This window comes from Sorangium sp. So ce385, assembly GCF_051474135.1.
Taxonomy (GTDB): domain Bacteria; phylum Myxococcota_A; class Polyangia; order Polyangiales; family Polyangiaceae; genus Sorangium; species Sorangium cellulosum_D.
Genome location: NZ_CP150337.1, coordinates 2490546 through 2504796 on the forward strand (window position 1 = coordinate 2490546; position 14251 = coordinate 2504796).

The 14251-nt window shown below is 72.8% G+C and carries 10 protein-coding genes; 6 read left to right on the forward strand and 4 right to left on the reverse strand.

The features are described from left to right. Positions 1 to 154 precede the first annotated feature (154 nt). Positions 155 to 1330 carry a hypothetical protein gene (locus WME83_RS09260; protein WP_437318899.1) on the forward strand — a complete coding sequence of 392 codons (1176 nt, stop codon included), beginning with the start codon at positions 155 to 157 and terminating at the stop codon, positions 1328 to 1330. Positions 1331 to 1488: 158 nt separating this feature from the next. Then, entirely contained in the window at positions 1489 to 3090 is a 1602-nt protein-coding gene (locus WME83_RS09265; RefSeq protein WP_437318900.1) for a PAS domain-containing protein, read from the forward strand. A gap of 61 nt (positions 3091 to 3151) precedes the next feature. On the opposite strand, the gene WME83_RS09270 is transcribed toward WME83_RS09265, so the two are convergent. Beyond that, positions 3152 to 3772 carry a Uma2 family endonuclease gene (locus tag WME83_RS09270; protein WP_437318901.1) on the reverse strand — a complete coding sequence of 207 codons (621 nt, stop codon included), beginning with the start codon at positions 3770 to 3772 and terminating at the stop codon, positions 3152 to 3154. A 258-nt stretch (positions 3773 to 4030) separates the two neighbouring features. Here WME83_RS09270 and WME83_RS09275 point away from each other — a divergent pair, with 258 nt between their 5' ends. Then, complete coding sequence (locus tag WME83_RS09275) at positions 4031 to 5722, forward strand: hypothetical protein (protein WP_437318902.1); 1692 nt, start codon at positions 4031 to 4033, stop codon at positions 5720 to 5722. A gap of 105 nt (positions 5723 to 5827) precedes the next feature. Here the strand turns inward: WME83_RS09275 and WME83_RS09280 are convergent, their stop codons facing one another. Next, positions 5828 to 6658: a GNAT family N-acetyltransferase gene (locus WME83_RS09280; protein WP_437318903.1), complete on the reverse strand. Its 831-nt coding sequence runs from the start codon at positions 6656 to 6658 to the stop codon at positions 5828 to 5830. 266 nt (positions 6659 to 6924) lie between these two features. Between WME83_RS09280 and WME83_RS09285 the strand changes: the two genes are divergently transcribed. Then, a complete protein-coding gene (locus WME83_RS09285; RefSeq protein WP_437318904.1) occupies positions 6925 to 7548 on the forward strand; it encodes a hypothetical protein in 624 nt (207 codons plus the stop codon). Positions 7549 to 7630: 82 nt separating this feature from the next. Here the strand turns inward: WME83_RS09285 and WME83_RS09290 are convergent, their stop codons facing one another. Then, entirely contained in the window at positions 7631 to 9148 is a 1518-nt protein-coding gene (locus WME83_RS09290; protein WP_437318905.1) for a hypothetical protein, read from the reverse strand. A 449-nt stretch (positions 9149 to 9597) separates the two neighbouring features. Between WME83_RS09290 and WME83_RS09295 the strand changes: the two genes are divergently transcribed. Beyond that, positions 9598 to 10638: an FG-GAP repeat domain-containing protein gene (locus WME83_RS09295; RefSeq protein WP_437318906.1), complete on the forward strand. Its 1041-nt coding sequence runs from the start codon at positions 9598 to 9600 to the stop codon at positions 10636 to 10638. 47 nt (positions 10639 to 10685) lie between these two features. Beyond that, positions 10686 to 11753: an FG-GAP repeat domain-containing protein gene (locus WME83_RS09300; protein WP_437318907.1), complete on the forward strand. Its 1068-nt coding sequence runs from the start codon at positions 10686 to 10688 to the stop codon at positions 11751 to 11753. Between the two features lie 27 nt (positions 11754 to 11780). On the opposite strand, the gene WME83_RS09305 is transcribed toward WME83_RS09300, so the two are convergent. Continuing rightward, positions 11781 to 14243, reverse strand: a complete 2463-nt coding sequence (locus WME83_RS09305) for a family 43 glycosylhydrolase (RefSeq protein ID WP_437318908.1) — start codon at positions 14241 to 14243, stop codon at positions 11781 to 11783. Positions 14244 to 14251: the final 8 nt, after the last annotated feature.

The window sequence follows — 14251 nt, forward strand, 5'->3', positions numbered from 1 at the left end:
AAGTGGAGGGATGGGGATGTGGGGCTCATCGGGCGGCGATCCGTGGGCTGGCGTTTCTGGGCGTACGGGGGGATCATCACGGCTGCGCACCACGGCCGACAGCTCGCACCTCCGCGCGCTTGACGGCTGCGAGGAGCGCGCCGAGGAAAACCGGATGACACCCCCTCGCTGGCTTGCCGCGCTTGCGGCGCTCACCCTTCCTTTGGCGGTCTCGGCGACGGCCCTGACCCAGGACGCCGCTCCCCTCCCGCCGCCGCCTCCTCCTCCGGAACCGCTCCCGTCTGCCTCCGCGCAACCAGCGCCGCCGCCGCCTGCGCCCACGCCGTCGCCGTCGCCGTCCCCGCCGCCGGTCCCGCCGGCGCCGGCGCCGCCGCCTGCGCCTGCGCCCACGCCGATCCCGTCGCCGTCGCCGCCGCCGGTCCCGCCCGCGCCGGCGCCGCCGCCCGCAGCGCCGGCGCCGCCTCCGGTCGCGCCCGCGCTGCCTCCGCCGGTCGCGCCCGCGCCGCCGGTCGCGCCCACGCCTCCATATTCGCCGACACCGCCGTACTCGCCCGCGCCGCCGTACTCGCCCGCGCCGCCGGTGGGACCCGCGCCCGCGCCGCCGCCGGTCGCGCCCGCGCCGCCGCCGCCCGTCGCGCCCGCGCCACCGGCCGCCCCGCGTCCGCCCCGGAGCCAGCCGGCGCGTCCGAGCGCTGCGCCGCCCCCGGTGGCGGGCCCGGTGACCGTGGACGAGCCGGAGCCTTCACCGGCCGAGCCGGAGGAGAAGGAGCAGGACAAGGAGCCCGGCGACAAGGAGCCCGAGGACGAGGACCGGGACGGCGTCCGGCTCCGGTATGGCAGCACGCTCGGCGGCGGGATCATCAAGGCGCCGACGGGCACCGGCGGCGTCTTCGCGTGGACCGGCCGGCTCGGCCTCCAGATCAATCACCTGTTCGGGATCTACTACCAGAACACCCCCATGCTGACGCTCACCCCCGAGAGCACCGACAACAGCGCGGGGTTCGACGCCGGGTTCATCGATTACAACTCGCTCCTCGCGAGCTTCACCTTGTTTCATGTCCTCGACTTCGGCGCGGGCCCATCCATGGACTACGTGGCCGTCGCGAGCTGCGGCGCGACGCTCGCGGGCCTCGAGTCGGGCGCCGGCTGCGCCAGCACCTCGGACTGGTACTTCGGCGCGCACGCGCGGGGCGCCCTCATCCTCGGCGGCCTGTCCGGCGACGGGCCGCGGCGCAGCGGGTTCGCCCTGGCCGCCGAGCTCCACCCGGTGTTCATGCCCGAGGCCACGACCTTCACCTTCACGCTGGGGCTCGGCGGAGAGTGGTATTGACGAGCGCGAGCCCCGCTCGCTAGCCGCCGTCTCTCAGGCCCGTCGCCGATTCAGGGAGTGCGCAACCCCAAGAACGGCGCGATGATGCGCCCCGGACGACCATCCAGGCGAGAGGGCCGCGCTCGGCCCTCGCACGGCGCGCGACGGGAGTGGGCTTGGTGCAGACGGCAGCTGGCGACCCTGAAGAGATCTTGTGCATCGATCCGCGGCCGCTGATCGAGGCCCTGGACGACCCCGCGCTCGTCATCGACGCGCGGGGCGCCATCCGGTGCAAGAACGAGCCGCTCGAGCGGCTCCTCGCGGGTCCGGGGGCGCCGATCCTGCCGCTGTCGCCGGAGGGCGATCGCGTGCTCTTGCCTCCGTCCCCCGCGGCCGTCGACCTCGCCCGGATCCAGGCGCTCCTCTCGGGCGAGATCGACCGCGCCGAGATCGAGCTGCCGGGCGACGGCTCCGGCGCGCCGCGCTGGGCGCTCCGCGGGCTCTCCTGCTCGATCGGCGGCGGCCGCTGCGCGCTGCTCCGCCTCATCGACCTGGACGAGCGCCGCGCCCGGGAGCACCAGCGCCGCTGCGCGCAGGTGATCGCGTCGATGCAGCTCGGCTGCACGTTCCTCACCCTCGACGACCCGGCGGATGACCGGTCGCTCCGGTACATCTACAGGAACCCCGCCGCCGAGCGGATCTCGAGCAGGCCCACGGCGGCGATCGTCGGCCATACCATGGACGAGAGCGTCCCCAGCCTGCGCCGGGTCGGCCTTCCGCAGCGCTACGCGGAGCAGATCCGCAGCGGCCGCGCCGCCGAGACCGAGGTGGTCTTGCCCGCGGAGGAGGGCTCGCGCGCCTTCACGACGTGGTCGTTCCCCCTGGGCGAGCGGTGCCTCGCCGTGCTCTACGAGGACGTCACCCAGCGCCGGGCGACCGAGGCGTCGCTCGAGGGCACGCGCGTCCTCCTCGACGCCATCATCGACAACCTGCCGCTCCTGCTCTTCGTCAAGGAGGCCGCGGAGCTGCGCTACGTGCGGGTGAACCGGAGCTTCGAGGAGTTCCACGGCCACGCGCCGGGAGAGCTGATCGGCAAGCGCGTCAGCGACTACTTGCCGGAGGAGCTGGCGGCGAAGATCGACGCCGATAGCCGCGCCGTCCTCGCGGGGGGCGTGCCGGTCGAGATGCCCGAGATCCACGTCTCCTCGTCGCGCCTCGGGCCCCGCATCGGCCACGCCCGCTGGATCCCCATGGAGGCCGCCGGGGGAAAGGGCCGTTATCTCCTCGGGATCATCGAGGACATCACCGAGCGCAAGAAGATCGAGGACGCCAAGCGCCACGAGGCGATCCTCCTCGAGACCCAGCGGCGGCTCCTCGAGCTGATCCAGGAGCTCTCGACGCCGAGCATCCCCATCCACCCGGGCATCCTCGTCGTCCCGCTCGTCGGCCAGATGGATAGCTCCCGCGGCGCTCAGCTGATGGAGTCGCTCGTCCGCGCGGTCGAGCGGCACCAGGCCGAGTTCGTGATCATCGATATCACCGGCGTCACCTCGGTGGACACCGCGGTGGCGAGCCACCTGCTCCAGGCGACGCGCGCCGCGCAGCTCCTCGGGGCCGAGTGCAGCGTCGTCGGCGCTTCGCCCGGCGTCGCGCGCACCGTCATCGATCTCGGCATCGAGCTCGGCCAGCTCTCCACGCACCGGGACCTTCAGGCCGGGTTCCGGTACGCGCTGGCGCGGAAGGGGTATGCGATCAAGCCGCGCGCGGCGCGGAGGGCCTGAGGCGCGGACTGGTCCGCGCGCGGCTCGCGGGCCCGCCTCCGCGGTGATTACGGCGCCTGCCTCACCGCAGCGCCGCGCGCAGCGCGCGGACGGCCTGGCTCTGCGTCGGCTGCTCGAGGAAACCCGCGAGCCACGCGGGGTCGAGCTCGGGAAGGAACGCGCTCCGCGCGCGGGGCTCATACCGCCCGTCCGAGAGCGCAAAGACGCGGAGGCCCTCCTCGCGATCCCACATCCAGACCTCCGGGACGCCGAGCCCTCGATAGATCTCGAGCTTGTCGAGACCTCCGTGCGTCCAGACGACCTCGATGGCCAGGTCCGGAACCTCCTTGTTCGTCTCGCCGACGATGTAGCACTCGTCCGGCTCGGCCCCGCGCTCCTTCGGCGCGTTGCGGAGCGTCCACGCGCCGTATCCGCTGAGCTCGATGCCGCGCTCGTCGCAATAGGCCTCGAGGAGCCGCGCGATGGTCGTTTTGACGCCCTCGTGACTGCGAGACGGGCTCATCAGCTCGATCGCTCCGTTCAGGTAGTACATGCGCACGCCGGCCCGGTCCCCTCGTACGGCGAGGAGGATCTCGTAATCCTTCCACGTCATGCCGTGGAGGATGACGTGCTGGTCGCTCTCCTCGTGACGGGGCCGCGGTCGCTCGGCCTCGGATACGGCGTGCGTCGGGACAGACTGCATGCGCAAGAAGATACTCGACGATGGAGCCGGCGGCGAGCCGCGCCATGCCGCCCTGCGGCTCCGTCGACGCGCGCGGCCGGGCGTCAGCGCTTCCCTTCGAGCGCGTGGATGGCGGGCCGGTCGCTCTCCCGATCGTCACCTTGCGCCCCGCCCCGGCCGCCGCGGTGATATCCACGACCGCGCACCGCTCGGGTCCCGACGGCCGCCCGCCGGCCCTCGGCGAAACCTTTGCGGATCGCCCGTGTCCAAGGAGACGTGATGCGCTCGACCCCCCGCCCGATCTTCTCCGCCCTCGCCGCCGCGATGGGGCTCTCCCTCGCGGCCTGCGCCGCGGCTCCTCCGCCCGCGGCGCACGCGCCCGTCCCGCCGGGCGACGCCCGCGCGGCGACCCCGCCGCCGCCTCCGCTCCCCGAGCAGGAGGCCTTCGCCGTCCACGGCACGCTCAAGGACGAGTTCCTGCCGCTCCTCAAGCAGGCGCCGTTCGACCCGAAGGCCGCGCTGGTCCCCCCGGTGCCGGCCGGGGTGCCCGCCCCGCCGGCCGCCTGCGCGGCGTTCGCGCGGCGCGCGCCCGTCGCGCCCGCGCGGCCCTGCGGCGATGTCGGGGGCGCCCTCGACGCGCTCGACGCCGCGCTCGCCGAGGAGGACGCCGCGAAGCGCGACGCGCGGCTCGCGGGGGTCGAGGCGTGCGCGGGCCTCGAGGCGGGGCTCGCGCGCGCGCTCCGGGCCGAGCTCGCGCCGGCCGCGTGCGGCGACGCCATCGCCGTGCCGTACCTCGAGGCGCCGCCCGCCACGCTCAAGGGCGACCTCTACCAGGTGCTGCTCGGCCTCACGCTCTCCGCCCGGCTCGCGCGCACCGCGACCGAGCCGCCCGCGCTGCGGCCGCCCTACGACGTCCAGCGCGTCGTCGCGTTCACCAAGGGGCCGCTCTTCACGTGGGTGACCGACCAGGCCCGCGCGATCGAGGATCTCGGGCGGCTCGGGATCGAGCTGCCGTTCTACGCCAAGGGCATCGTCGCCGTGGAGTCCGGGCGGGCCGACATGCGGCTCGTCGAGGCGGTCAGGTCGGCGCCGCTGCCCGACGCCATGCGGAAGGACGCGGAGCTCAGCAACGTGTACTACGGCGAGCTCGACCAGCTGCTGGAGCCCTGGAAGAGCCGCGGCCGCGACGCCGCGCTGGTCGGCCTGCGCGAGCTCTCGTCGGTCGGCGTGATCCGCGACGACCGCGTCGACGGGGCGCGCGCGATGCTCTCGCGCCTCTACGGCGGCCGCCGCGTCGACGCGCTCGACGCGCTGGAGCTGCCGCCGCTCCCGGCGGCCGCGCCCGCGTCGGCCGTCGAGCGGCTCGCGGCCCGGCTGCCGACGTATTACGCGGGCCGCCTGATCCCGGCCGAGACGGCGGCGCGGCCCGAGCTCCTGCGCGTCCTGGTCGGCCGCGGCGTCCCGCTGCAGCACCGCGCGGCGCTGCGCGCTGCCGAGCTCTCGCCCGAGGCGCGGCAGCTCTACGCGCGGGCGCGGATCGAGCTCGGCCGGCTGTACTGGCGCGCCGTGGACTTCGACCAGGCGACGGCGCTGCTCTCCGCGTGGCCCGACGGCGCCGCGCGCCCGCCCGAGGCGACGATGCTGCTCGCGCTCGCCCTCGGCCTGCGCAACGGCCCCGAGGACGCGGCGCTCATGATGCGGCGGGCGCCGCTCACCGGGCTCGGCCTGGGCGATCTCGCGGCGCTCGACTGGGTGGCCCGCGCGAAGCCGGCCTCGCCGTACGCGGGCATCGCGGCGTACGACGCGGCGCTGATCAAGCAGATCGCGGCGCCGCAGGGCGCGGATCCGAGCTACTGGGCCGACGTGGCCGCGCGCTTCCGCGAGGCGCAGGCGCTCCTCGCGGGTCCGCTCGCGAAGGCGGCGGAGGAGCGGGCGCGGGCCGCGGAGGAGATCGGGCGGGCGCCGCGCTGAGGCGGGGGCGCCGAGGCGCAGGCGTCGAGGTGCGGGCGGCTGCGCCGCGGGCGTCGAGGCGCGGGCGCTGCCCCGCGCGGAGGAGAGGACCCCGGCGGGCTGCCCTCAGGGGGCGGCCTCGCCGCGCGGCTTGTACTCCGTGATCTGGCCGGTCGCGACGAAGCCTACCTGGGCGTAGAGGCCCAGCCCGTCGGCCGATGCCTGGAGGATGGCCAGCCGGAGCCCGGCCGCGCGCGCGTCGAACAGCGGGCGCAGCGTCAGCGCGCGGCCGATCCCCCGCCGCCGGTGCGACGGGAGGGTCGAGATGTTGTACAGGCCGGCGACGCCGCCGCCCACGGCGAGCTCCGAGGTCGCCACGGGCGTGTCGTCGAGGTAGCCGACGTAGAGCCATAGCGGCGCGTCGTCCGACAGGAGCGCCGGGGCGGCGATCTCGTAGAACTGCGCCACGTAGGGATCGGGCGGGGTCCAGTTGGCCGCGAGGAGGCGCGCGAAGTCGCGCAGCTGCGCCGGGGTCCTGACGCGCGCGATCTCGAGGCCGCGCGGCGGCGCGGGATCGGCGGGGACCGCGTGGAGATCGGCGGCCATGGCGACCTCCGACTCGGCGGCCTCGAGGCCCGCGGCGCGGAGGAGATCGCCGAGGTTCTCCGGCTCGTCCGCGGGGCCGACCCACCACGAGAAGGGGCGGCCGGCGCGGCGGAAGTGGTCGATGGCCTGCGCCACGCGGGCCTCTGCCGTCGCGGCGTCGAGGCGGGCGCGGAGGACGAAGTTGAAGGTGTCGCAGGGGAGCCCGGAGTCGACGAGGACGAGGCCGGCGTCGCGCGCGACGTGGGCGCCGGGGAGATGCTGCTGCGCCCAGCTCGAGTGGACGGCCAGGTTGTCGTCCGCGGCCGCCGCGAGCTGCTTCGCCGGGATGCCGGCAAGCGAGGTCAGGGTCATGGGGGGGCCTTCATGACACGAAACGACGGGGCTGTGCCATGTCGCGCTGGGTCTCTGCGGCGCCCTGGAGCGGAGCCGGTTCCCGACCGGCCAGCGCGCCGAGCATGGCCGCTCCTCGAAGGAGCTCATGACGGCGGCGCGCGTGTCTCGTCCGTGCACGACATCCTCTTCGATGGGGGAGAGGAGCCCGTATCCAGGAGGCGTGTGCCAGCCGTGCCCACGTCCAGCCGGCCCGGCGAGTGCTGCGCGGGGGCAGAGGGGGCGCAATGAGCGGCACGAACGTGGTTCGCCTGGAACATGCGAAGCGCCGGCGCGGCGGCGATCCGCCGGTGTCGGAGGTCTCCGGCGTGGTGCTCGTCGACAACATCGCCCACGACAAGCAGGTGCTCATCCATTATCGGGACGCCGCCGGAGAATGGCGCGTCGCCCCGGCCAGGTACGACTCCGCGCCGCCGTGGGGCTCTCCCGAGCGGTGGGTGTTCTCCGGGATCTTCTATCCTGCCGACTACCCCGAGCCGGCGCGGTTTGCGATTCAGGTCGTCGCCGCCGGGCGCGAGCACTGGGACAACAACGGACAGCACGATTACCTGCTCGATCGCGACGGGATCGTGTTCGGCGACGCGCCGCGCTTCGGCGTCGATCGTCTCCAGCGCATCGTCGAGTTCGTGGGCTGGCGATACCACATGGACGTGATAGGGATCCAGGAGGCCATGCCGATCGCCGGGCGGGGCCACGTCTTGCGGTACAAGGTCACGATCGGGCGGAGCGTGGGACCGGGCCGTTACGCCCATGCGCGCTGCGTGGGCATCGCTATCCGCGGGTCGGACGTCAGCGTCCTGGGTTATACGGAGTGCGAGTCCATTCCTGCGGTCGAGCTGATCAAACCTTGACAGGGCGCCTCGGGCCGGCGCGCGCCACGGCGCTGGCCGGCCCGCGAGGCGCGCCGAGCGCGCGAGCTCCCGGCGGCGGATCTCAGGGGGAACCGCCGGCGCCGCCTGTGCCGCCGGTGGCTCCCGCCCCACCGGTAGCTCCCGCGCCGCCGGTGCCCGCATCGCCGCCTGCGCCGCCGGCGCCAGGGCCGCCACCGGTGGCACCCGCGCCCGCATCGCCGCCTGCGCCGCCAGCGCCCAACTCTCCGCCTGCACCCGTAGCGCCGCCCGAGCCCGTAGCGCCGCCCGCGCCCGTAGCGCCGCCCGCGCCCGTAGCGCCGCCCGCGCCCGTATCGCCGCTGGCGCCGCCGTCGCCATTGCCTCCAGGGCCGTTGCCGCCCGCGCCGCCCGTCGGAGGATCCAGGATCGGGCCCGGGTTCAGCACACCCCCGCCCATCGCGGCGAGGTCATAGACGCGGTACGTCGCGAAGTAGACCCCCACCGGCTTGAGCACGACGCCGGAGCCGATCACGACGCCTCCTGCCGGACCGATTCCCAGGTTCCAGCCGCCGACGCTGACGATATCCCAGGTGATCTTCTGGAACACGGGATAGGCGGAGATGCGCGCGTACGCCGCCGTCGGGACGAAGTAGACCGAGCTCGCCTGAAGCGTGACGTTCTGGCTCACGCTGAACCCAACCGCCGCGGAGATGTCCGAGAGCGTCGGCGCGCAGCCGCCTGGTATGCCCAGCATAGCGCCGTTCAAGGGCGCCTCGCTGCTCGGCATGTTCGACGAGGGCTGACCGTTGGAGGGCGCGCCGTTTCCCGGCATGTTCGACGAGGGCTGGCCGTTCCAGGGGGCGCCGTTGCCCGGCATATTCCACGAGGGCTGGCCGTTCCAGGGGGCGCCGTTGCCCGGCATGTTCCACGAGGGCTGGTCATTCCAGGGGGCGCCGTTGCCCGGCATGTCCCACGAGGGCTGGCCGTTCCAGGGCGCGCCGTTTCCCGGCATGTCCCACGAGGGCTGGCCGTTCCAGGGCGCGCCGTTGCCCGGCATGTTCCACGAGGGCTGGTCATTCGAGGGCATGCAGCCGCCCGGCATCCACCACGCAGGCTGGCAGTCCTCGGGGGAGCGGCTGCCCGGCGCGCCTGGCGCTCCAGGACCGAGCGGTGCGCCCGGCGCGGAGGAGGTGCCAGGCGCGCCCGGCGGGAACAGCGTGCCAGGTACGCCCGGCAGCTCGTTGAGGGGAGGAAATCCCGGGATGCCCAGCGCGCCCGGCGCGGGCTGGTTGCCCGCGGACGGGAAGGTGCCCGTGGCGGTCCCCTCGATGCTCACGGTGGGCTCGACGCTCGACGACACGGCGAGCTCGAGCGTCCGCGGGCCGAACCCCTCCGACACGCTGAGCAGGTGGGCGGCATCCTCCCAGTGATACGTCTCCGGGAGCACCGTCACATTCGCGATGATCAGGCCGTGACAGAGGGCCTGGCGCGCCTCGCCGGTGCCGGCGCGCTCGCCGCCGCCGTCCGCGGGCCCCGGCGCCTCGCGCGGGCCCACGCAGGTGAGGGATGGAACGAGCGTCACCGCCATCGCGAGCGCAATCTTTACGTCGGGTGCAAACATCCTTGAACCTCGGGGTGCCGTGAGAACCGCAATGAGCCGAGCTACCCAGGCGTGGAGAGCTCCAGAGAGCGATCGCCTCCGCGGCGCTCCTGCGCCGCGCGAGGCCGCTCCTCCGGAGACCGGTGTTCACGGCGCAGACGCCGGCTCACGGAGCGCCGCGTGGGGCCGGATCCCTGGAGAGCGAACCGCTCGATGAGCACAGGAGGCCTATGCGACCATTTGCCATGCAAGAAGCGGGGAATGCCGGGTCGAGCTCGCATGTGGGCGCCGCCCCGAGATCCCGCGCATGCGCGGAGTTCGATGGACCGTCGCTTGCCGCCTCCCCGCCCGCGTGACCGGCGCGCTCACGGGGGCCAGGCCGGCGCCGCGAGAGCCCGAGCCATGACCGCGCACGAGGTGCGAGCGAGACGAGCATGAGAGAGCCTGCTGCTGTCGTGAGGGCCGCTATCGTGGCCTGTGCGATCCTCACCCCCATCGCCTGCGCGCAAACCGTCGATCCGCAGCGCGAGGCGCCTCCCGACGGGGGCTCCGGGGCGACCCTCGGCGCCGCGGTGCAGCGGGCCAACGGAGGTGGATGGCTGATCACCCAGGCGCTCGACTTCAACGCCGACGGTATGGCCGACGTGCTCTGGAACGAGCCCGAGCGGAGCCTCGTCGCCATATGGTTGATGGAGGGGAACCGGCTGCTCGCGCCCGGGCCGTTCATCCCGGGGCCGGTCGGCGACGGCTGGTTCGCCAAGACGAGCGACTTCAACGCCGACGGCATGGGGGACGTGCTCTTTCGCCACGAAGAACAGGGGGCGATGGCGGTATGGCTGATGGACGGAAGCCAGCTGCTCGCGCCGGGGCCGATCCTCCCGGGGCCGGGGGGCAGCGGCTGGTTCGCCAGGGCGATCGACTACAACGCCGACAACATGGCGGACGTGCTCTGGAGCCACGCGGAACGGAGCATCATGGCCGTGTGGCTGATGGAAGGCACACGTTTGCTCACGCCGGGGCCGTTCATCCCCGGGCCTCTCGGCGACGGCTGGGACGTCGCCGCCGTGGGGGACTTCAACGCCGACGGCATGGCGGACGCCGTCTGGCGCCATGTCGAGCAGAACCTGATCGCGGTGTGGCTGATGGAAGGCACTCACCTGCTCGCGCCAGGGCCGCTGATCCCGGGGCCTCTCGGCGATGGCTGGGTCATCGCCTGGGGCGCCGACTTCAACGGCGATGGCATGGCGGACGTGCTCTGGAACAACGCCGAGCAGAACCTGATGGCGGTGTGGCTGATGGACGGCAGCCAGCTGCTCGCGCCGGGGCCGTTCATCCCCGGGCCCGTCGGCGACCGCTGGGTGGCGCGCACCGCGGCCGACGTCAACCTCGACGGCATGGCCGACGTGGTCTGGCAGCGGGGCGAGGCGAGCGAGATGGCGGTGTGGCTGATGGAGGGGAGCCAGCTGCTCGCGCCGGGGCCGGTGATCCCCGGGCCCTACGACGGCGGCTGAGCGCGACGCATGCGCCGGTGACAGAAGGGGTGCGTATGCGAGGCCTCATGAGGGTGCTGGAGCGTCTGGGTGCCGCCTCTGGGGTCCTCGTCGCGCTGGGCTGCGCGCAGGGCGCCGGCCAGCGAGACCGGGGGCCGCGCGCCCTGGAGCCCTCGGGAGCGTCGCTCGGCGCCGCGGCTCAGCGCGCGAACGGCAGCGCATGGAAGGCCGTGCAGGCCGCCGACTTCAACCTCGATGGCATGTCCGACGTGCTCTGGGGCGACGAAGAGCAGAACCTGGTGGCGGTGTGGCTGATGGAGGGAACTCGGCTGCTCGCGCCAGGCCCAGCCATCGCGGGGCCGCTCGGCGACGGCTGGGTCGCCGTCGCGGCGGCTGACTTCAACCAAGACGGCATGGCGGACGTGCTGTGGAACAACCACGAGCTGAACCTGGCGGCGGTGTGGCTGATGGAGGGAACTCGGCTGCTCGCGCCGGGCCCATTCATCCCGGGGCCGATCGGCGACGGCTGGGTCGTGCCCTCGGCGGCCGACTTCAACCACGACGGCATGGCGGACGTGCTGTGGAACAACCCCGAGCAGAACCTGATGGCGGTGTGGCTGATGGAGGGAACTCGGCTGCTCGCGCCGGGCCCGTCCATCCCGGGGCCGATCGGCGACGGCTGGGTCGTCGTCCCGAACCTGACCGACCACGGCCGCGACAGCATGGCCGATGTGGTCTGGAACAACCCCGAACAGAACCTGATGGCGATCTGGTTGATGGAAGGAAGCCACCTGCTCGCGCCCGGGCCGCTCATCCCCGGTCCGGCCGGCGACGGCTGGAAGGCGCTCGCGGTCGGCGACGCCAACTTCGACGGGATGGGGGATGTCGTCTGGGACCATCAGGAGCAGAACCTGACGGCGGTGTGGTTGATGGATGGAAGTCAGCTGCTCGCGCCGGGGCCGGCGATCCCGGGGCCGGCCGGCGATGGATGGGTCGTCGTCGCGGCGAACGACTTCAACGGCGACGGCGAGGCGGACGTGCTCTGGACGAACCCCGAGCAGGGGCTCTCGGCCATCTGGCTGATGGACGGGAGCCGGCTGCTCGCGCCGGGGCCGTCGATCCCGGGACCCCCGTGACGTGATCGTTGTTCTAGCGCCGCGCCGTCACTTGGCCGGCACGAATCGCAGGGACGCGAGGCGCACCAGCTCGCCCGCGCCGCCGGTCACCTTCAGATACACCTCGTGGGTGCCCTCGGTGGGCTTCACGTCGCACGTGGTGGTCTCCCACTTGTCCCAGTCGCCCGTGTCGGGGATGTTGCAGGTGCCGATGGCCGAGCCGCCGGCCAGCGGATCGATCCAGACCTCCACGGCGCCGCCTTGGCCGGCGCTCGAGGCCTTCAGCTCGATCGCGTTCGCGTGGACGCCGCCGCTGCCCAGGTCGACGCTGCCGTACATGGCCCAGTCGCCGTTCTCCAGCCCGTCCAGCACCGGACCCGCCTTCTTGCTCGACGCGACGCTGGCGCCCGACTGCTGGTTCGCCTCCGCGGCCGGGATCCAGGTGAACCCGTCCCGGTACGTGAACAGATCGAAGTCGGCGCGCTTGTTGGTCGCGAACATGCCAGCCTGGTTGCCGATCCAGGTGTGGGCCATGGCGTAGAAGTTGTCGAGCGTGGAGATGTCGATCTCGTCGCCCACCTGCGTCCACTCGAGCCGATCGGCGCTGAACCAGCCCGTGGCCTTGTGGCCGGTGCGGACCAGCTTCAGCCAGATCGTATCGCCTTCGGGCGCCGGGGCCGATGCGCCCACCACGACGGGCTCATCGAGCTCGGTGTACGCGCCCCCCTCCTCGGCCGGCGGCTTCACCGAGCGCGAGCGGAAGGAGAACCGGATCCGGTCTTTCTTGTCCTCCATGACCCGCGCCACGGAGACCTCCAGGATGGCCGGGAGCATGAAGCCCTCTCCGCTGGCCATCCACGTCGGCGCCGCGATCACCTGCTCGTCCTCCCAGTAGCCGTTGCCCACGTGGAGGCCGGCCGCGTCGCCGTTCGCCTTGGGCTTGAACTGCAGCTTCACCGTCATGCTGCTGGAGTGCAGGGCGTCCTTTTGCACCACCCGCGTGGTCGCCCCGGCGCCCGGCTCGATCCGCAGCCAGCCGGCGCGCTCGGTCACCGAGTACTTGTCCTCCGACCTTCCGTAGGTGGTCCAGGCCGGGTTGATCGTCTCCGACGAGAACTCGTCGTTCACGGGCACGAGGAAGGGCACGTCGCTCGGCGGCAGCTTGGGCGCCGTCAGATCGCGCACCTCGCTCGGGAACTTCGGGACCGGGATCGTCTCCCCATCCACCTGCTGCTCGTCCCAGGTCACCTGCAGGAGCAGCCCTTCGCGGCCGAGCCCCTGCCACTCGCCGTTCTTCCAGTCCTGGGTGCCCACCCCGGTGCAGTCGTAGGAGTGGGCGAGCGCCCACCAGGTGCCGTCCTCGAGCTCGATCGGAGCGGTGGCGTGCTGCAAGCCGGCGTACGGCTCCTTGCCGGTCAGCACATAGCCCAGCCAGTGCCAGTCCTCGGCGGTGCTGCCGACCAGCTTCTTCGACGCCCAGGCGTGCAGCTGGCCGCCGCAGGCCGTGTGCGTCGACACGAAGTAGTAGTACCAGTCGCCCCGCTTGGCCATCGTCGGCCCCTCGGTCCACTTGCTCCAGTCAGGATTGGTGAAGTCCCCGCAGCCCCCGGTCGCCTGGTCCCAGTTGACGAAGCTCATGTCGATCGTCGACTCCGGCAGCAGCATCCCGGTCTCGGGATCGATCTCCGTGAGGAGGTTGATGCCGAAGTCGTTCGGGTGCTCGGCGTCCCATTTGCACAGGCCGTTCTTGATGACCATGAAGGTCTTGCCGCTCTCGGGATCGACGAACACCGAGTTGTCGGAGCCGGTATTGCGCTCGTACGCGATCTCGCTCCCCGGCGGCGTGTAGGGGAAGATATCGACCTTCTTGGGCTCCGACCACGGGCCCTCGAGGCTCTTCGCCGAGGAGAAATGCTGCGTGGCGCCGATCGCGTAGTAGACCCGGTACACATCGCCGGCCTTGACGATGAAGCCGCCCCACGTGCCCTTGCCAGGGCCGGTCTGCTCGTCCAGCGCGGCCGCGGTCGAAGAGACCACCCGGGTCACGCGCTCCCAGCGCACGAGATCCGTCGAGCGCAGGATCTCGAACGCGGGCATCGTGTGGAAGCTCGACCCGACCACGTAGAAGGTGTCGCCCTCCCGGTAGAGGTTCAAGTCGGGGTGATCGCCGGGCAGCACCGGGTTCTGGTACGTCGTCGGGCTGAACGCAGCGCCGAACGTGGCCGTCAGCGTCTCGCCCGTGCCCATCGTGAACGTCGCCGGGTTGTCCAGCCCTGTATCGGCGCCGCTCCAGCCCAGGAAGTTCTGTCCCGGAGCGGGCGTCGCGGTGACGGTGATCACGGTGCCCGGCGCGTGCAGGTAGGTCCCGGGCGGCGGGTCGGTCGTCCCGTCGCCCGTCGCCTCGATCGTGAGCGGATACGAGAGGGGCGTTACATGCTCGTCGATTCCGCAGGAGACGGGTAGGGCGCCGATGAGGAACACCGCCGTCATGGAAAAGATAGGTGTCTTCATTGTTGTCA

Bases quoted from the DNA above. Each gene is read 5' to 3' on its own strand.
- WME83_RS09260 (WP_437318899.1), top strand. From the start codon at position 155: ATGACACCCCCTCGCTGGCTTGCCGCGCTTGCGGCGCTCACCCTTCCT.
- WME83_RS09270 (WP_437318901.1), bottom strand. From the start codon at position 3,772: ATGCAGTCTGTCCCGACGCACGCCGTATCCGAGGCCGAGCGACCGCGG.
- WME83_RS09275 (WP_437318902.1), top strand. From the start codon at position 4,031: ATGCGCTCGACCCCCCGCCCGATCTTCTCCGCCCTCGCCGCCGCGATG.
- WME83_RS09280 (WP_437318903.1), bottom strand. From the start codon at position 6,658: ATGACCCTGACCTCGCTTGCCGGCATCCCGGCGAAGCAGCTCGCGGCG.
- WME83_RS09285 (WP_437318904.1), top strand. From the start codon at position 6,925: ATGAGCGGCACGAACGTGGTTCGCCTGGAACATGCGAAGCGCCGGCGC.
- WME83_RS09290 (WP_437318905.1), bottom strand. From the start codon at position 9,148: ATGTTTGCACCCGACGTAAAGATTGCGCTCGCGATGGCGGTGACGCTC.
- WME83_RS09300 (WP_437318907.1), top strand. From the start codon at position 10,686: ATGAGGGTGCTGGAGCGTCTGGGTGCCGCCTCTGGGGTCCTCGTCGCG.
- WME83_RS09305 (WP_437318908.1), bottom strand. From the start codon at position 14,243: ATGAAGACACCTATCTTTTCCATGACGGCGGTGTTCCTCATCGGCGCC.